The organism is Ectothiorhodospira shaposhnikovii (assembly GCF_016584105.1).
GTDB lineage: Bacteria > Pseudomonadota > Gammaproteobacteria > Ectothiorhodospirales > Ectothiorhodospiraceae > Ectothiorhodospira > Ectothiorhodospira shaposhnikovii.
The window spans coordinates 48,685-65,587 of the sequence record NZ_NRSM01000020.1; the positions used below are offsets into that span (position 1 = coordinate 48,685).

Here is a 16,903-nt window from a genome sequence, read left to right on the forward strand (position 1 = left end):
ATAGTTGAGTTTTGTCGTGTTGCCCGTTTATCAGAAGTTGCTGAACTGCCTTTACGCCACTCAACACAATACCCGCAACTTGAATGGAGGGTCATCTTGAAAGGAATAACCCGCACTTTCCTCACCGGTCTGGCGGCGATACTGCCCCTGCTGGTCACCATCGTCCTGCTGCTGTGGCTGGGCAATACCCTTGAGAACCTGCTGGGCACGGTACTGCAGTGGGTGCTACCCGACGTGCTCTATTTCCCGGGACTGGGACTCATCACCGGCATCGGGCTTATTTTTGCCCTCGGACTACTGATGCGAGCCTATATCGTACAAGGTGTTTTCGACTGGGTGGAAGGCTGGATGCAGCGCATTCCGGTGGTGAAAACCATCCATGGCACGGTGCGCGACGTAACCCGCCTGTTCTCCAGCGACATCCAGAAACGCTTTGGCGAGGCGGTACTGGTCACCCTGCCGGGCATGGATGGCAAACTGGTGGGATTCGTCACCCGCGAGGATTTTACCGGATTGCCCGACAATCTGGGCGGCGCGGGGGTGATCGCCGTCTACCTGCCCATGAGCTACCAGATCGGCGGCTACACACTGATGCTGCCCCGTGAGCGGGTGGAACCGCTGGATCTGTCACTGGAAGACGCCATGCGCTACACCCTCACCGCCGGTGTATCCGCGCACAAGAACGACACCTGACCTCCGGCACCGGAGTCGGCCTGCCGACGAGTAAAGACAAGCCTTCATCATACTGACTCACTCGCCGGCAGGCCGGCATCCATCCGTTGCCGTTGACACAGCATCAAGGACGCCGGCCTGCCTCCGGACCCTGGCGGCAACCTTATCCCTGCGCGCCGCCGGGGATTATCGCAGGGTGCCCTGGAAACCGTCCTGGAACACCCGGAGAGCGGCCACCCCCAGGCCCTCCACCAGCCGGGTGAACAGATCCTGGCGCCGGGTGAAGTCCACAATCCGCTCCTCACCGATCACCTCGCGGGCGACATAGCCTGCGCTACCCAGACCGTCGATCAGCCCCAGTTCCACGCTTTCCTCACCGGTCCAGATCAGGCCGGTGAACAGACGGGGATCATCCGCGAGCCGCCCCTCCCGGCCGGTCTTCACAGCCTCCACGAACTGCTCATGGATACGATCAAGCAAGGCCTGTACATGGGCCTTCTCATCCGCCTGCACGGGCATGAAGGGATCCAGCAGGCCCTTGTTGCCGCCCGCCGTCATCAGGCGGCGCTCGATACCGAGACGGTCGATGGCATCCACAAAGCCGAAGCTGTCCATGCGCACACCGATGGAACCGATGATGCTGGCCCTGTCGGCATAGATGCGGTCTGCGGAAACGGCCACATAGTAACCACCGGAAGCCCCCACATCGGAGATCACCGCATAGAGGGGGATGTCGGGATGCTGCTCGCGCAGGTGCCGGATGGCGTCATTGATATATCCCGCCTGCACCGGACTGCCGCCCGGACTGTTGATGCGCAGGATCACCGCTGCGGTATTGCGGTTCTCGAAGGCGGCCCGCAATCCCCTCACCACCAGGTCGGCACTGGCGGCACTCCCCTCGGCGATGATGCCCTGAACATCCACCAGAGCGGTGTGCTGGGCCTTGCGATCCGCATCCCGTCCGGGCACGGAGTCCATCACCGCAAACAGGATGAAGAAGAGGTAGGAAAAGCCCAGCAACTTGAAGAAGATGCCCCAGCGGCGGGCGGCGCGGCGTTCCTTGACGCCTGCCAGGGCAATTTCGCGCAGGGCCTCACGCTCCCAGTTCTCCGGGGCGGAACGGCGCTGGCCGTCATCGGGATCAATTGAAGCATTCATCTGTTGAAGTGTCCTTGATTGCACATGATGTTTTCGACCACAGACCCGAAAGATGTTCCAGGCAGGTCATTACCCAAAGCCTCCCGCCACCATCTCGTGTCTCCCGTCATTACCCAGGCACCCCATCATCGCCCCCAGACCCCGTCAGTCATCACCCCAGACGGCCCATCATTGCCCCAAGATCCCGTCATTCCCGCGAAAGCGGGAATCCATGTGCGGACTCCAAATCCTGGGCTCCCGCCTTCGAGGAAGTAACGGATAAGGTGACAACTCAACTTGACCTGGAGCGACCAGCGAACCTGGCCTGAAGTCGCAAAAAAACCTGGCCGCCCGTGAAAAAGGCGCCTTTAGGAAGCGACCACATGAGGCTCCCCCCACCAAGGACCGGACACACCTACGAGGACCGGCCATGCTCCCGGCGCCCCAGCCAGTCGGGCAATTGTGCCACTCCCTCCAGCAGGCTTCGGGGGGCATGGGATTGCAGTTCCCGGGCGGAATGAACACCGGAGGTCACCCCCAGGGCGTCGGTACCGGCATTGCGGGCCATCAGCAGGTCATGGGTACTGTCACCGATCATCAACGTCTGCGCCGGCATGACGCCCAGCTCGTCCATGATTTCCAGCAACATCTGGGGGTGGGGTTTGGAGAGTGTCTCATCCGCGCAGCGCGTCGTGAGAAAGTGAGACCCCAGACCCGTTTCGTCCAGCACCCGGTCCAGCCCCACCCGGGATTTACCGGTGGCCACGGCACACCAGTATCCCTGGCCACGCAGCTCATGAAGCAGTTCCGGCACGCCGGCAAACAAGGGCATGGGGGTGTCGTCGGTGAACAGGAACCGTTCCCGATAGGCCTGCGTGAAGGCCTGAAACAAATCTTCATCCGCATCCGGATAGAGTTGCAGGATGGCTTCCCGCATGCCCAGCCCGATCACATGGCGCAGCCGATGCTCCGGCAACGGGGCAATACCCAGGGCCTCGATGGTGGACTGCATACAGGTCACGATGCGGGCCACCGAGTCCATCAAGGTGCCGTCCCAGTCGAAGACCAGCAGTTGATAGGGGTTGTCAGATATCACAGGGAAAACCTCAATCCAGTGGTGCAAGCCGCTCCAGCACCTGCTCCAACTCCGGTTCCAGCGGGGCCTCGACGGCATAGGCACGGCCACTGCCCGGCAACGTGAAATGCAGGGCGCGGGCATGCAGGAACTGGCGCCTGAGCCCCAGCTTCTTCAACCGTCGGTTGAATTCGAAGTTACCGTAATGCCGATCACCGGCCACCGGATGTCCCTCATGGGCCGCATGCACACGGATCTGATGGGTTCGCCCCGTGCCGATTCGGACATCCATCAGGGTGGCCTGCTCAAAACGCCGCACCGGGGTGAACAGACTGTCTGCATCACGGCCCTCTTCATCATCCACCTGCACCAGCCGGATACCGCCACGACGGACATTCCGGGCAAGACCTGCATTCACCCGGCGTTCACCACCCGGCCACTGTCCCGCCAGCAGGGCCAGATAGGCCTTATCGATCCCGCCGCCGCGCAGCAGTTCATGAAAGGCCAGAAGCGCCTGACGGTTACGGGCCAGCACCAGACAGCCACTGGTCTCCCGATCAAGGCGATGAGCCAGTTCCAGGAAGGGCTCTCCCCGGCCCATCTTGCGCAGGGCTTCGATAACCCCCACGGTCACGCCGCTGCCGCCATGCACCGGCAGACCGGCCGGCTTGTTGATCACCAGCAGATCATCGTCTTCCAGCAGCACCGAACGATTCAGCAGATCCATCAGCCCCTGGGGCAGAGGCCGGTCATCCTGACGGGGCTCACTGCGGCTGACCGGCGGAATCCGTACCCTGTCGCCGGTCACGACCCGATAATCGGGCTTGGCACGACCCTTGTTGACACGTACCTCTCCCTTGCGCAGCAGCCGGTAGACCCGTGTGCGGGGCACGCCCTTCAGATGGCGCAGAAGGAAATTGTCCAGGCGCTGCCCGGCATCGGCCGCACTGACCTGGGCGTGAACAACCGTCGAAAGGCTGGATTCGGGGGTTTTTGGCATTGTCGAATAATAACAGGTCGCTCAAAGGTTTGATGGAATTTTACCGGGTTGCTATCATGGCGCGTCGCGCTGGGTTGACTCGGCAGATATCGGAGCGGCCCGCAGCCTCGTGGTTGCCGCAAACCCTCCCGAATCGCCCACCTCCCGCGACCGACAGAACACCAAACGGAGAATGCCTGCCCCTGGAGGCATGTGTCGTTCCCCGTCATGGATATTCACGCTCTAGAAAAAAGATCCTTTTGAATATTCTGAGCGGTTTTTTGGACAACCTTGCCCCCACGCCCCCGTCGTACCTTGTACCTGCGGGCGTCGAGCTCACATGGCTGTTCGCATGCGCCCTGATGATCGGCGGCGTGCGCCCCCTCCATGCTGTACCGCCGACGCCGCCTGAACGCAGGGGCGTGGCAGGGCCTTGCACCCGAGATACATTTCATGAAACGAATCCTCGTCAATGCCACGCAGCCGGAAGAGCTGCGTGTGGCCATGGTGGACGGCCAGAAACTCTACGATCTGGACATCGAACTCCCTTCCCGCGAACAGAAAAAAGCCAACGTTTACAAAGGTGTCATCACCCGCGTTGAACCCAGCCTTGAAGCGGCTTTTGTCAACTATGGCTCTGAACGTCATGGTTTCCTGCCGCTCAAGGAGGTCGCCCGCAGCTATCTGAACCAGGAAGGGAACGAATCCTCACCCAAGACCGCGCTCAAGGAAGGCATGGAGCTCATCGTCCAGGTGGAAAAGGAAGAGCGGGGCAACAAGGGCGCAGCCCTGACCACCTTCGTCAGCCTGGCCGGACGCTACCTGGTACTGATGCCCAACAACCCTCGTGCTGGCGGCGTGTCACGTCGCATCGAAGGGGAGGAACGCAGCGAGATCCGTGAATCACTGGCGCAGCTGGATGTCCCCCAAGGCATGGGTCTGATCGCCCGCACTGCCGGTGTCGGCCGCAGTGTTGAGGAACTGCAGTGGGACCTGGAATACCTCAAGACCCTCTGGAACTCCATCGCCGAAGCCGCCGAAAGCCGCAAGGGGCCTTTCCTGATCTATCAGGAAAGCAATGTGATCATCCGCACCCTGCGGGATCACATGCGCAATGACATCGCCGAAGTCATCATTGATGATCCCAAGGTGTTCTCACAGGCGCGTGACTTCGTCCAGCAGGTGATGCCCAACAATCTGCGCAAGCTCAAGCTCTACGAAGACCATGTCCCCCTGTTCAACCGCTACCAGATCGAAAGCCAGATCGAGGCAGCCTTCCAGCGCGAGGTCACCCTGCCCTCTGGCGGCGCCATCGTCATCGATCACACCGAGGCACTGATCTCCATCGACGTCAACTCCGCCCGGGCCACCAAGGGCAGCGACATCGAGGAAACGGCCTTCAACACCAACCTGGAAGCTGCCGAGGAGATAGCCCGGCAACTCCGCCTGCGTGACCTGGGCGGCCTGATCGTCATTGATTTCATCGACATGGCCCCCAACAAGAACCAACGCGAGGTGGAAAACCGCCTGCGATCGGCCCTGGAGATGGACCGCGCCCGGGTCCAGGTGGGACGCATCTCCCGCTTCGGTCTGCTGGAAATGTCCCGGCAGCGCCTTCGCCCATCCCTGGGGGAATCCAGCCAGATTGTCTGTCCCCGATGCAATGGCCATGGCCATATCCGCAGCGTGGAATCCCTTTCGTTGTCCGTTCTGAGGCTGGTCGAAGAAGAGGCCATGAAGGAAAAGACCGGCCGTGTCCTGGCTCACCTGCCCGTGGATGTCGCCACATTCCTGCTCAATGAAAAAAGAGAGGTGATATCCACCATAGAAAGCCGCTATTCCGTGGAGATCACCCTCGTCCCCTCCCCCAGCATGCTGACGCCACATTTCACCGTACGGCGCATGCGTGGCGATGAAGTGGCCGATGAGCTTCAGGGAAAAAGCAGCTATCAGATCACCACCGAAGATGAACCGGAACTGGTGAACCAGACCCGCAAGACCCGCCTGGAAAAGGCACTGGTTCAGACCATCGCAACCACGGCTCCGGCGCCGTTGGAAATCCAGCCCCGCAGCGGTGTCCAGTCAGCTTCGCTCCAAGGGCGGCGCAGCGTTTCCACAGTCTCGCTGCCGGGCCTTTTCAGTCGCATCTGGAGCAGCCTGTTCTCCAATGAAGAGCGTCCTGCCCCCCAGACCGCCATCGGATCGCCGCAGCGAATCCGGCCTGACCGTAGTGCAGAACCCCAGGAAACGGGACAAACCGCGGAAAAACGCAGCCCGGCGGCGGATGCCGGCACACCCTCGCGGCGTGATCGCCCCGCGCAGGACGTCGAAGCGGACTCGGGACGTGGTGGGCGTTCACGCCGGAATGCGGGCCGTACACGCAGAGGCCGTGAAGCAAGCGGCGACGACAAGGCAAGGCCCAGCGGAAGCAATCGCCCCGATTCAGCCAAGGCCGCCAGCGAGTCCGCCACGCCCCAGCCCCCGGAGTCGGGCAAGCAGGATACGCGGGTATTGCCTGCCAACGAGTCCAGGAATCACGAGAACGACACTTCCACGGCACCGGAGCAGGACGGCAAATCACCCCGCAGTAGAGGTCGTCGCGGTGGACGACGTCGCCGGCGCGGGTCCGGCACCGGGGGGGAGCAACGTAATACCGAAAACGGCCACCAGAATCCGCCTCAACCCTCGTCGGATCATTCCGCTCAGACTCAGGCCGCCCAAGGGACATCGGAAACTGAACGCCAGGATCAGGGCAAGGCAGCCCCCCCCAGGGATCGCCGCCCTCCCCGCCGCCCCGTGGATACTGCCGAGGCATCGGCTGCCAGCGATGCGCGGCAGTCCGTGGAATCTGCAACGACCACTCCGGCTGAAACAAAACCGGGCGAGGGGAAAAATGGTGCGCCCGCGCAGACCGGCACTCCCGATAGCGATGCTGCAGTCCGGCAACTGCCGCCTCCGGCCGCGGCCAAGCCCATTGCGAGCATTCCCCCCCTCCAGACGTCCAGCAGTGGAACGGAAGTCCAGCCCACGGATACCAAAAGCGATTCGGTAAGGCTGGCATCCAGTTCCAATCCTGCCGAGGCCGCGCCCCAGCCAGCCACGGGTGAGCATGCTCGGGACAAGGCCGAGCAGGCAGGCCCTCCGGCCGAAACCGGACAGGACATGAAGCCCAACCCCGATGAGAGCAAGGCACCACGCCGTTCGGGTTCAATAAAGACGCAAAGACCGACGACGGCCAGACGCAACGACAACCGCAGAAGCGGTGCCGCGCAAGAGCAGGAGACAAAAGAAAAGGACAGCCCACAACCGGCCCCGTCAGCCCCCGAGCCGGGCAATTCAGAGCAAACCGGCGGGGATCGTCCTCAAAAGCCTGCAGAGGCCATTGGGAAAGAGCATAAAGAGGATCCGGCGCGGCCAGCTCCAAATCAGGATGCCACCACGGCGAAAAGCGCACCTGCCGCCGCCCGCCCGGACAGTGAACGTGACAATCCACCCAGGGATGGAAGCAAGGAAACGGCGGCCGAGGAACGCTGAAACACCGCCGCTTCCGCAGTTACGGGCCGGGGGGACTACCCCCGGCCCGTAGAACTGAGATCGTGACTGATGCGGATATGGTTCAACAATCCCAAAGCGGCATCCTCAACCATATCCATCACCCGCTCAAATCCTGTCGATCCGCCATAATATGGATCGGGGACCTCCTTTTCGCTCCAACCTTCACCGAATTCCATCAGCAGGGAGAGACGCACCCCTGATCGCGCCTCCCCCATCCTCCTCACGCTCTCCAGATTATCCCTGTCCATCACCAGCACATAATCGAACCTGTCCAGATCCTCCCGTTCCATCCGCCGGGCCCGCTGAGCCGAGAGATCAATACCCCGCGCCTGCGCGGTGCGCCGCGCACGTTCGTCTGGCGGTTCCCCAACGTGGTAAGCATGGGTTCCGGCGGAATCCACATGAATCACATCGGAAAGACCGGCCCGGGCCAAGTGATGCTCAAACACACCTTGAGCCAAGGGGGAACGACAAATATTCCCCATGCAAACGAACAGGACGCTGACTTTCATTTCCAAACCTCTACCTCTGGATTTTGGTTGCCAAGCTCGCTGAAACCATCTGATGCTCATTCATTCATCCATCGGCACTCGCGCTGCGTTGCCACGGCCTATCCACACAGGCTATCTTTAGACAATCCATGGATATTTCTGCTCCCCAGCCGATCAGACTCCAGCCCGCGGAACTTCAAAGTGCCGTGCTCAGGAACCTTCAGCAGATCCTCCAGATTGGACAGATTCTCCATGCCAGGGTACTGACCGGCAGCAATCAGGCTGGGGACACAGTACAACTCAGGCTGGCGGGCGAAAAACTGGAACTCCCGCTTCCCGTTCCCGTACGGGCCGGAGAAAACCTGCGGATGCAGGTTATCGCCCTCAACCCCAGACTGGAAATGGCGCTGCTTCGGGAACCGCCGCCTCCTCCGAATCCCCCTCCGCCCTCGCTCTCCCAGCATTTCAGGCAGTGGGTTCCCCAGCAAGCGGGGCAAGCCCCCCTGCTTGCAACCCTCCACCATCTTAACCAGCCTGCCAATACCGGGTATACAAGGCCGCCGGACAATGTCCTCCAGGCAGTGCAGAGATTATGGCAGGCCATGCCCACCATCGCGCAAATCACCACTTCGGAAGGGCTGCGACAATCCCTGCTGAATTCCGGGATTTTCTACGAGGCCAGGCTGGCCAGGTTGCCTGACGGACAAAGACCCGAAATCGCGCAGGATCTCAAGGCACGCCTCATGTCGCTGGCGGAACAATTACGCGCCCAGCCGCTTCCACCACCAGGCAACACCTCCCGGACCGGAACACTGCAACTGCCAGGCACTCCACTTCGAAGCGGAGTGGCGCAACTGCCGGAGCATCCACCGCCAATGCCAAACTCCCCCCCTACCCCCCAGGCCCGGACACCGGTCACACCGATGATGCATCTTCCCATGCTGCTGGAGGGGCTGCGACATCAGGTTGAAAGATCACTGGCAAGGCTGGTCATCCACCAGCTTTCATCATCGGAACGCGCCGAAGAAACTCCCAACCCAAGATGGCTGCTGGAACTTGCCCTGCGCGGTGAGCAGGGCGCCGATATCATACATTTGCGCCTAGAGAGAGAGGCCCGCCGTGGACAACAGGAAACCGGGGATGAGCAGGCCTGGAAGGCCGAATTGGCCATGGATCTGCCGGAGCTTGGACCCTTACATGTCCGGATAGTGGTGAAGGGTGATAGCGTCAGCACGCATTTCTGGGTCAAATCCGAGGAGGTACGCCTCCGCCTTGCCGACGCCCTGCCCCAATTGCAGAAAAATCTCGAATCCCGCCAATTGCAGGTTACCATCCTGAATTGCCGTACCGGCACACCGCCTGATCCCAAACGCCCGGACGAGGACCAGCCAAACGGTCCCTGGATAGACAGTCACGCCTGATGAAACGCAAACCCATCGAACATGCCCGCGGCACCCGGCAGGCAATTGCCTTGCACTACGGTGGGAAAGGCGCTCCGCGCCTGACTGCCAAGGGTGAAGGGGAACTGGCCGAAAGGATTCTCGAGATTGCTCAGGAACACGATGTACCTGTACATCGGGATCCGGCCTTGAGCATGGCACTCTCCCGGGTTCCCTTGGGGGAAGAGATCCCGGAAAACCTCTATGTTGCGGTGGCGGAAGTGCTTGCCTTCATCTATATGCTCAGTGGGCGCAGGCCGGAAAATATCGGCAAGGATCAGGACAGCGACTGATCCCGGTGCATGGCCAGCAACAGCTCTGCCTCGCCAGCAGACAGCCCGCAACCAGCCACCAGATCATCCCTGCTCGCCCCTTGTCGGACCATGCGCATGGCCTGACGATAGGGGCCTTCATCCACATCACGCATGAGCACCTGTTCCTGCTGCTCGGACAGTCGGCGCAATTGCTGCTCCATCTTCTTGCGATAACTGTCGAACTGATGCTCCTCGCTATGCAATGCGCTCAGGGCACCCCGGAGCCCGAGGACCGCGGTTTCCTGGAGACTCAGGCGCTTGCGAAGGCTATCCAGCTCTCGCTTGAGCCAGATACAGGCGACCGCGCTTGCGGAAGCAACCAGCAGGGTCAGGGTCAAGACGATATAAAGAATCATGCGTACTCGTCTATATGGTTGGGATCATCGCCCACACCAGGTCTTTGCGATGGAACAGGCGACTGATCGGAAGATGTGTTCCCGTCGTCAGAATCCTGTTCCGGCGATTGTTGTTTTTGCCGCGAGGGAGAGCGGGGGAAACGCCCCCGTTCATCCCCTTCTTCGGGCACCGGACGACCGGGAATCAATGGATGCGTGGGAGGAATCGGGAGATCTGCCGCCATCATCAACTCCAGATCGAACTAAAGGGTGGCTACCTCGGCCCATTCATCATCGGTCAGAAGCTTGTTGAGATCAACCACGATGGTCAGTTCCCCATCCCGACTGGCCACACCTTGAATATACTTGGAGCTTTCATCATTGCCAACATTAGGGGCGGGTTCCACATCACGGGCGGCCAACTCAATCACCTCTGCCACACTGTCCACCATGATGCCTACAACCTGTCCGCCCACCTCAATGATCACGATTCTGGAAGCATCATCCGACTCCTTGTCCATCAGCCCCATGCGTCGACGGGCATCAATGACTGTAACCACGTTTCCTCGCAGATTGATGATGCCCAGGACATAATGAGGGGCACCCGGTACCGGCGCAATCTCCGTCACGCGCAGCACCTCCTGCACCTGCATGACGTTGATGGCATAGGTCTCCTCCGCAAGCCGGAAGGTGACATACTGAGTGGCAGACGCCGCCTGGGGTTCTTTTGCCATTAACTGAAACCTCTTTTCGGGCCGGCTTGTTCGGGCATGAAACCGGCATTGATCATGAAATCGAAGTGGCGATGCGCCGGGTGTACTCAGACCCAAGTGCCCTTTTCCAGGCTCCTGGCCAGATAATCTGCGTCCAGTATCGCACACAGGTGTTTGATTACCGTGCCGGAAAGCCAGGGCCGCTTGCCGCTGGGAGAACGCCAGCGTACCAGTTCCGGAGATAGCGTCAGGGTCTCCTCCACCTGATCACAGACCAGCCCCCAACGCCCCTCGTCAATCAGGATCAGATTTTTCGGAGCAGGTCTGTTCGATAAACGTTCCGGTGGCAGGACATGGGCACTGATGTCCACGACTTTCACCTTGCGCCCATGGTGCTCCGTCAGACCAATAAACAGGGAGCTGTGGCCCGGCATGGGGGTGATGTCCTTCGGCATCGCCAGAATGCCTGTAAGCTTCACCAGCGGAATTGCCAATGCGACACCGCCGAGACGAAACAGAAGACACTGAAAGGGCTGTCGCGCCCACTCCGGCGACGGATCCCCACCACCCGCGGAGCCAGGCGGCTCGCTCCGAACCGCGGGTGATGGCTTGATGGGCGTAACGGTTGCCCGGACCGGCGAAGAATCCCCGACCTTTCCGGAAGGGGGCACAGCCTCCTTCACGGATACCGCAGGCGTGATCTCGGTGATCTCCGCAAGCAGGTCGTCCAGATAGGCGGTAAGCGCCTGCGGCTCATCCACCACCGCAATCCGGTTTTCACGGTTGTCCGATCTGTTATCCGGATTACTCATGACGCAGCTCTGCAACGAAAGTCATCCCGTCCCAGCAAAGAATCCAGCAGGCGCGCATAGGCCTCTGTTCCCCGTGAGTCCGGCAGCATGATGGGAAGCGGCATACCGGCGATGGCTGCCTCCCTGAACTTGGTATCCACCGTAATCACCCCCTGCCAAAGGCTGTCACTGTAATTATCCCTCAGCTCCCACAAGGCCTGCGTGGATGCACGGGTACGGCGATCAAACAGGGTCGGCACCACTACATATTCAAGGTCATCCCTGCGTGACCGCTGGATCATTTTCAGCGTTTGCAGCATTCGATCCAGTCCGCGAATGGCAAGATATTCAGTCTGTACGGGGATGAGTAGCTTGTTGCAGGCGGCCAGCGCATTCACCATCAGCACACCCAGCATGGGTGGGCAGTCCAGCAGGACGAATTCGAAACGCCCTTTCAAGCCCTGGATTGCCCGTTTGATCACCAACCCCATACCCTCCCGGGTCCCAAGCTGGCGGTCCAGGGTTGCCTGGGCCGTGGAAGCCGGAAGGATGTAAAGGTGTTCAAACCGGGTTGACCTGATTGCGCCAGCGGCGTGAACGACCTTTCCTTCCGCCGCCTGGTGGAACAGACTGTAAACCCCTCCCGTTGCCCCTTCCGGATCGCCGCCGAAATAGGCCGTCAGGGAACCATGGGGATCAAGATCAATCAGCAAGGTCTCATGTCCCCGGGCAGCCAGCAGCCCGCCAAGCGACACAGTGGTAGTGGTCTTTCCAACCCCACCCTTCTGATTAGCGACAGCCCAAACCACGGTCATGGCGGCCCCTCCACAGTCTGTCGTCCCTGTTTCAACAGCATCTCGATGTCTTCACGCATCATTTCCGGCGGCGTACCCTGGGTCATTCCTGGACGACGCCCCGCCAGAACCACGATATTGACCCGGCGATTCTTCAAACGCCCTTCCGGCGTCGTATTATCGGCTTTCGGGCGATATTCGCCAAAACCGATGGCTGCCATCTGTTCCGGATCCACACCGTTGCGGGCAAACAGATTCACAACAGTCGCCGCTCTTCCCGAGGATAGCTCCCAGTTGGAAGGATAGACCGCCGTGCTGATCGGCACATTGTCGGTATGCCCCTCCACCTGGATGCGTGCGGGAAACTGGGCCAGGATACCAGCCAGTCTTTCAAGTATGGGGATCGCGTCAGCTGCCAAATCCGCACTGCCGCTGGCAAACAGGATGCTTGTATTGATCTGTACCTCAATCCACAGACGGTCACGCCCCACCTCGATCAGGCCCGCTTCAATCAGCGGGGCCATCGCCACCTCAATCTCATCAGCCATGGCATTGATGCCATCGATTGCCACCGACAAACCCTCCAGGTCCATATCCACCAGGATCTCTTCCAGACTGCGTGTCATCTGGCCAAGCTCCACCGGAGCAGTGATGGGAGGCGGTTCCACCACGGACGGACGGGGAGAACGGGTCAGGTCACCCACCTGGATGGGCTCGATGGTACGGGGGGTGGCCCTGAAGGCCTCCACCAGGGATTCGGAAAGAATACGGTACTTACCTTCGTTGAGAGAGGAAATGGCGTACATCACCACGAAAAAAGCCAGCAGCAGGGTCAGAAGATCGGCATAGGGAATCGCCCAGGCTTCGTGGTTAATATGCTCTTCATGCTTTTTGCGACGTCTTGACATGACAGACTTCCAGCGGCCCCCTTGCACCCACGAACCCGAACGGCGGAAGGCTGAACAGGGTCAGTGCAGATATCCTTGAAGTTTCGTCTCAATGTTCCGAGGGTTCTCCCCCTCCGCAATGGAAATGATCCCTTCAATGATCATTTCCCTGTAATCAGCCTGCCCCTTGATGATAGCCTTCAACTTGTTGCACACGGGCAGGAAAAACAGGTTGGCGGAGGCAATCCCGTAAATGGTGGCCACAAATGCCGCCGCGATCCCGGCCCCCAGGCGACTGGGGTCCGCCAGATTCTGCATCACTGCCATCAGCCCCATCACCGCGCCGATAATCCCCATGGTGGGGGCATAGACGCCCATGCTTTCAAATACCTTGGCGGCCTGAGTGTGAAAATCTTCACGAGTTTGACTGTCTACTTCGAGAATGGTGCGGATGATCTCGGGTTCGGTACCATCCACAAGCAGCTGCAGACCTTTCCGGGCAAAGGCATCCTCTTCGTTTTCCGCCAGGGACTCCAGACCCAGAAGGCCTTCCTTTCTCGCAACCTGGCTCCATCCGATGATGCGTTCGATGATGCCCTCAGGATCAAGGGAAGGTGGCAAGAAAGCCCAGGGCAGGATTCTCAGTGATTGCAGAAATACCGCCGGGCGGGCCTGTATCAGGGCTGCGGCAATAGTGCCGATGACTACTATGACAAACGCGGCCAGATTCCACAGGGCAGCCAGTCCACTGCCCTTGGCAATGGTGCCGCCCAAAATGGCCACCAAGGCCAGAAGCACACCTGTCAGGGTCAGAATGTCCATATTTCAGCTCCCCTCGGCCAGCAACTTGCCTATCTGGGACAAAGGCAGAACGCGGTCCGCAAGACCAGCATCCACTACGGCGGCAGGCATTCCATAGACTACACAGCTCTCTTCATCCTGAGCCCAGATCTTTGATCCGCGGCTTTTCAGAAGCCTCGCGCCTTCTCGGCCGTCCGCCCCCATCCCCGTCATGATGATGGCCAGGGCATCTCCTCGGAAAGCGGCGGCAGCCGAATTGAAAGTCACATCAACACTGGGGCGATAATGCTGCTCCGGTGCACTCTCAGTGATCCGTATCCGGTGCTGACCGGAACGGGCGGAATCCACTACCATCTGTTTGCCTCCCGGTGCCAGCAGTGCCAGACCCGGCGCCAGCACGTCACCATCAACAGCCTCCTTGACCTGAATCCGGCAGAGTTGATCCAGTCGCTGTGCAAACGCAGGCGTAAAGGTAGCGGGCATATGCTGTATCAGCAAAAGCGGCAAGGGAAAACTGGCCGGCAGTTCACAAAGCACCTTCTGCAAGGCCAGAGGCCCGCCGGTTGAAGTCCCTATCAGTACCACCTTGAAATCCCGCAATCTCAATGGGGCTCGATCCGTGACGGGTCGCGACGGCCGTGCAACAGCCGGGCTGGGAGCCTGCACCGCAGGTTGAGGAGACGGGCGCATCGGCACACTGGGACGGATCCCTGGGCCAGCGGCAGGAACGGCACCAGGGGGATTGCCCGAAGCAAGACCCGGTATACGCCGCCGCCCCACTGTTCTGACCCGGCGCCGAAGCTCTTCCTTGGCCTGCTCCTGATCGCGGGCAATATCCTCGAATTTCTTGGGAAGAAAATCCACTGCGCCAGCTTCAAGGGCCTCCAGCGTAGCCCTGGCGCCTTCTGTGGTGAGGGAGGAAAACATCAGGATGGGGACAGGGCGTTGGGCCATGATGCGCTTCACGGCAGTGATACCATCCATGACCGGCATTTCGATATCCATGGTGATCACATCTGGATTCAGCCTGGCGGCCAGATCAATGGCATCTTGCCCATTGCTCGCGGTACCCACCACTTCAATGGAAGGATCGGCATTCAGGATTTCCACGATGCGACGCCGAAAAAAACCGGAATCGTCCACCACCAGAACGCGAACCGCCATCAAGTCTCTCCGCATGCTCAATCATCGTTTCCCCGCATGAAAATCATGAGGGATCATGGTCCTGGCGATCAATGCCGCCTGGCGTAATTCTTGAGAAGCCCCGGTACATCAAGAATCAGGGCGATACCACCGTCTCCGGTGATGGTGGCGCCGGCAAGGCCGGGAACTCCGTGCAGAAGGTTACCCAGGGGCTTGATCACGACCTCCTCCTGTCCGATCAGATTATCAACCACAAAGCCCACACGCTGGTTACCGCTGAACACCACAACCACATGCCCCATACCCCGATACTCATCCGTGTCGCCGGACACCAGCCAGCGGCGCAGATAATACAGAGGCAAGGAGCGATTACGCACCATGATGACTTCCTGGTCATCCACCCGGTTGGTACGGGACAGATCCAGATCAAAGATTTCGCTGACGTTGGCAAGCGGTAATGCAAAGCGTTGCTTTCCAAGCACGACCATCAGCGTGGGAAGTATCGCCAGAGTCAGCGGAAGCCGGATGCTCAGGGTACTACCCTTGCCCAGCTCCGAGGTCACTTCCACCCGCCCATTGAGCTGGGCGATCCGGGTTTTAACCACGTCCATGCCAACGCCACGCCCGGAAACATCCGATATCTCCGTCTTGGTGGAAAAGCCGGCCCTGAAGATGAGATTAAAGGCATCATGGTCGGAAAGACGCGAGGCAGCATCTTCATCCATCAGCCCCTTTTCAACCGCCTTATTCCTCAAGACTTCCGGATCCATGCCCTTGCCATCGTCAGAAATGGTCAGGAGGATATGATCGCCCTCCTGGGCCGCCGACAGAACCACATGCCCTGCACGCGGTTTTCCGGCAGCCAGACGATCCTCGGGAGACTCGATACCATGATCCACGGCATTGCGAACCAGGTGCACCAGAGGATCAGCCAAGGCCTCAACCAGATTCTTGTCGAGATCCGTCTCCTCTCCCCAGAGCTCAAGGTTGACCTCTTTTTTGAGACTCCTGGCAAGGTCTCTGACCACACGGGGGAAACGGCCAAAAACCTTTTTGATCGGCTGCATGCGGGTCTTCATCACCGCAGACTGCAGATCAGCCGTCACCACGTCCAGATTGGTCACGGCTTTGGATACTTGCTCATCCCCCATGCGAGAGCGCAGGGTTGCCAGCCGGTTTCGCACCAGCACCAGCTCACCCACCAGATTCATGATGTCATCCAGGCGCTTGGTATCCACCCGGACGGAAGTATCCGCCAGCGGCGTTGACTTGCCTGGTGTCGACTTGTCCGTCCCAACCGGCGCCGCCGTCTCCGGAGAAGATGGGGGCGCTGCAACGGTGGGGGCTGCCGGAGGCTGCGGCGAGGGGGATGAAGAGCCATCCACTCGCGGCGTCCCGGAGGCTGCCCCCTTTCCATGAATATTGTCGAGGAGATTTTCAAACTCCTCTTCGGTGATGGAATCCCCATTTCCACCCGGGGATGCCTGCTGGCCTTGAGACGGCTTCTCCTTTCCCTGCAACTCATCCAGCAGCTGGTCAAACTCCGCATCGCTGATCAGGTCGCCGGAAGCCTGGTCCTGCGTTGCCCGGACAGCAGGATTGGCCTGCGGCGTGGAACCAGCTGCCTCCCCAGCACCATCCTGCTTCCGATCTTGAAGTGCATCCAGCAGCGCCTCGAATTCTTCGTCCGTGATATCACCCTCGCTCTTCTGCTGCCCGGTGGACGGCACCGAGGCAGAAACCTCGCGCACAGGAGGAGGGGGCGGAGGGGGTGGCG

16 protein-coding genes are annotated in these 16,903 nt (G+C 60.1%); 4 read left to right on the forward strand and 12 right to left on the reverse strand.

Annotated features, from left to right (window positions below; translation table 11 throughout):
• Nucleotides 1–96: 96 nt before the first annotated feature.
• Nucleotides 97–693 (forward strand): DUF502 domain-containing protein, encoded by a 597-nt coding sequence (locus CKO35_RS11990; RefSeq protein ID WP_200176387.1) that lies wholly within the window; start codon nt 97–99, stop codon nt 691–693.
• A 165-nt stretch (nt 694–858) separates the two neighbouring features.
• Here CKO35_RS11990 and CKO35_RS11995 read toward each other — a convergent pair whose 3' ends face one another.
• From CKO35_RS11995 to CKO35_RS12005, 3 genes are all read right to left on the reverse strand, one after another.
• Nucleotides 859–1,830: a S49 family peptidase gene (locus tag CKO35_RS11995; RefSeq protein WP_200176388.1), complete on the reverse strand. Its 972-nt coding sequence runs from the start codon at nt 1,828–1,830 to the stop codon at nt 859–861.
• 394 nt (nt 1,831–2,224) lie between these two features.
• Nucleotides 2,225–2,905, reverse strand: coding sequence for an HAD-IA family hydrolase (locus tag CKO35_RS12000; RefSeq protein WP_200176389.1), 681 nt, complete (start codon nt 2,903–2,905; stop codon nt 2,225–2,227).
• Nucleotides 2,906–2,915: 10 nt separating this feature from the next.
• Nucleotides 2,916–3,884, reverse strand: coding sequence for an RluA family pseudouridine synthase (locus CKO35_RS12005; RefSeq protein ID WP_200176390.1), 969 nt, complete (start codon nt 3,882–3,884; stop codon nt 2,916–2,918).
• 432 nt (nt 3,885–4,316) lie between these two features.
• Here CKO35_RS12005 and CKO35_RS12010 point away from each other — a divergent pair, with 432 nt between their 5' ends.
• Nucleotides 4,317–7,397, forward strand: coding sequence for an Rne/Rng family ribonuclease (locus CKO35_RS12010; RefSeq protein WP_200176391.1), 3,081 nt, complete (start codon nt 4,317–4,319; stop codon nt 7,395–7,397).
• A gap of 35 nt (nt 7,398–7,432) precedes the next feature.
• Here CKO35_RS12010 and CKO35_RS12015 read toward each other — a convergent pair whose 3' ends face one another.
• On the reverse strand, nt 7,433–7,930 hold the full coding sequence (locus tag CKO35_RS12015; protein ID WP_200176392.1) for a low molecular weight protein-tyrosine-phosphatase: 498 nt from the start codon (nt 7,928–7,930) through the stop codon (nt 7,433–7,435).
• 185 nt (nt 7,931–8,115) lie between these two features.
• Here CKO35_RS12015 and fliK point away from each other — a divergent pair, with 185 nt between their 5' ends.
• Nucleotides 8,116–9,330 (forward strand): flagellar hook-length control protein FliK, encoded by a 1,215-nt coding sequence (gene fliK / locus CKO35_RS18360; protein WP_200176393.1) that lies wholly within the window; start codon nt 8,116–8,118, stop codon nt 9,328–9,330.
• The gene (locus CKO35_RS12025; protein ID WP_200176394.1) at nt 9,330–9,641 is read left to right on the forward strand and encodes an EscU/YscU/HrcU family type III secretion system export apparatus switch protein; all 312 of its coding nucleotides are present in this window, start codon (nt 9,330–9,332) and stop codon (nt 9,639–9,641) included. Before fliK ends, CKO35_RS12025 begins: the two co-directional genes overlap by 1 nt.
• Here CKO35_RS12025 and CKO35_RS12030 read toward each other — a convergent pair.
• The 8 genes from CKO35_RS12030 to CKO35_RS12065 form a co-directional block, all read right to left on the reverse strand.
• A complete protein-coding gene (locus tag CKO35_RS12030) occupies nt 9,626–10,018 on the reverse strand; it encodes a DUF2802 domain-containing protein (RefSeq protein ID WP_200176395.1) in 393 nt (130 codons plus the stop codon). The two genes, CKO35_RS12025 and CKO35_RS12030, sit on opposite strands and share 16 nt — an antisense overlap.
• 242 nt (nt 10,019–10,260) lie before the next feature.
• Nucleotides 10,261–10,731, reverse strand: coding sequence for a chemotaxis protein CheW (locus CKO35_RS12035; protein ID WP_200176396.1), 471 nt, complete (start codon nt 10,729–10,731; stop codon nt 10,261–10,263).
• Nucleotides 10,732–10,817: 86 nt separating this feature from the next.
• Entirely contained in the window at nt 10,818–11,522 is a 705-nt protein-coding gene (locus CKO35_RS12040; RefSeq protein WP_200176397.1) for a chemotaxis protein CheW, read from the reverse strand.
• Complete coding sequence (locus CKO35_RS12045) at nt 11,519–12,316, reverse strand: ParA family protein (RefSeq protein ID WP_200176398.1); 798 nt, start codon at nt 12,314–12,316, stop codon at nt 11,519–11,521. The genes CKO35_RS12040 and CKO35_RS12045 overlap by 4 nt, the downstream gene beginning before the upstream one ends.
• Entirely contained in the window at nt 12,313–13,203 is an 891-nt protein-coding gene (gene motD / locus CKO35_RS12050) for a flagellar motor protein MotD (protein WP_200176399.1), read from the reverse strand. The genes CKO35_RS12045 and motD overlap by 4 nt, the downstream gene beginning before the upstream one ends.
• 60 nt (nt 13,204–13,263) lie before the next feature.
• The gene (locus CKO35_RS12055; RefSeq protein WP_200176400.1) at nt 13,264–14,004 is read right to left on the reverse strand and encodes a flagellar motor protein; all 741 of its coding nucleotides are present in this window, start codon (nt 14,002–14,004) and stop codon (nt 13,264–13,266) included.
• Between the two features lie 3 nt (nt 14,005–14,007).
• Nucleotides 14,008–15,147 carry a protein-glutamate methylesterase/protein-glutamine glutaminase gene (locus tag CKO35_RS12060; protein WP_200176401.1) on the reverse strand — a complete coding sequence of 380 codons (1,140 nt, stop codon included), beginning with the start codon at nt 15,145–15,147 and terminating at the stop codon, nt 14,008–14,010.
• 68 nt (nt 15,148–15,215) lie between these two features.
• Nucleotides 15,216–16,903 (reverse strand): chemotaxis protein CheA (locus CKO35_RS12065; RefSeq protein WP_200176402.1); only part of this gene is annotated, 1,688 nt, incomplete at its 5' end.

What these genes read in the sequence shown, in the direction of transcription:
- CKO35_RS12030 (WP_200176395.1), bottom strand. Translation starts at nt 10,018, where the DNA reads ATGATTCTTTATATCGTCTTGACCCTGACCCTGCTGGTTGCTTCCGCA.
- CKO35_RS12015 (WP_200176392.1), bottom strand. Translation starts at nt 7,930, where the DNA reads ATGAAAGTCAGCGTCCTGTTCGTTTGCATGGGGAATATTTGTCGTTCC.
- CKO35_RS12010 (WP_200176391.1), top strand. Translation starts at nt 4,317, where the DNA reads ATGAAACGAATCCTCGTCAATGCCACGCAGCCGGAAGAGCTGCGTGTG.
- CKO35_RS12025 (WP_200176394.1), top strand. Translation starts at nt 9,330, where the DNA reads ATGAAACGCAAACCCATCGAACATGCCCGCGGCACCCGGCAGGCAATT.
- motD (WP_200176399.1), bottom strand. Translation starts at nt 13,203, where the DNA reads ATGTCAAGACGTCGCAAAAAGCATGAAGAGCATATTAACCACGAAGCC.
- CKO35_RS12060 (WP_200176401.1), bottom strand. Translation starts at nt 15,147, where the DNA reads ATGGCGGTTCGCGTTCTGGTGGTGGACGATTCCGGTTTTTTTCGGCGT.
- CKO35_RS12035 (WP_200176396.1), bottom strand. Translation starts at nt 10,731, where the DNA reads ATGGCAAAAGAACCCCAGGCGGCGTCTGCCACTCAGTATGTCACCTTC.
- CKO35_RS12040 (WP_200176397.1), bottom strand. Translation starts at nt 11,522, where the DNA reads ATGAGTAATCCGGATAACAGATCGGACAACCGTGAAAACCGGATTGCG.
- CKO35_RS12045 (WP_200176398.1), bottom strand. Translation starts at nt 12,316, where the DNA reads ATGACCGTGGTTTGGGCTGTCGCTAATCAGAAGGGTGGGGTTGGAAAG.
- CKO35_RS12005 (WP_200176390.1), bottom strand. Translation starts at nt 3,884, where the DNA reads ATGCCAAAAACCCCCGAATCCAGCCTTTCGACGGTTGTTCACGCCCAG.
- CKO35_RS11995 (WP_200176388.1), bottom strand. Translation starts at nt 1,830, where the DNA reads ATGAATGCTTCAATTGATCCCGATGACGGCCAGCGCCGTTCCGCCCCG.
- CKO35_RS12055 (WP_200176400.1), bottom strand. Translation starts at nt 14,004, where the DNA reads ATGGACATTCTGACCCTGACAGGTGTGCTTCTGGCCTTGGTGGCCATT.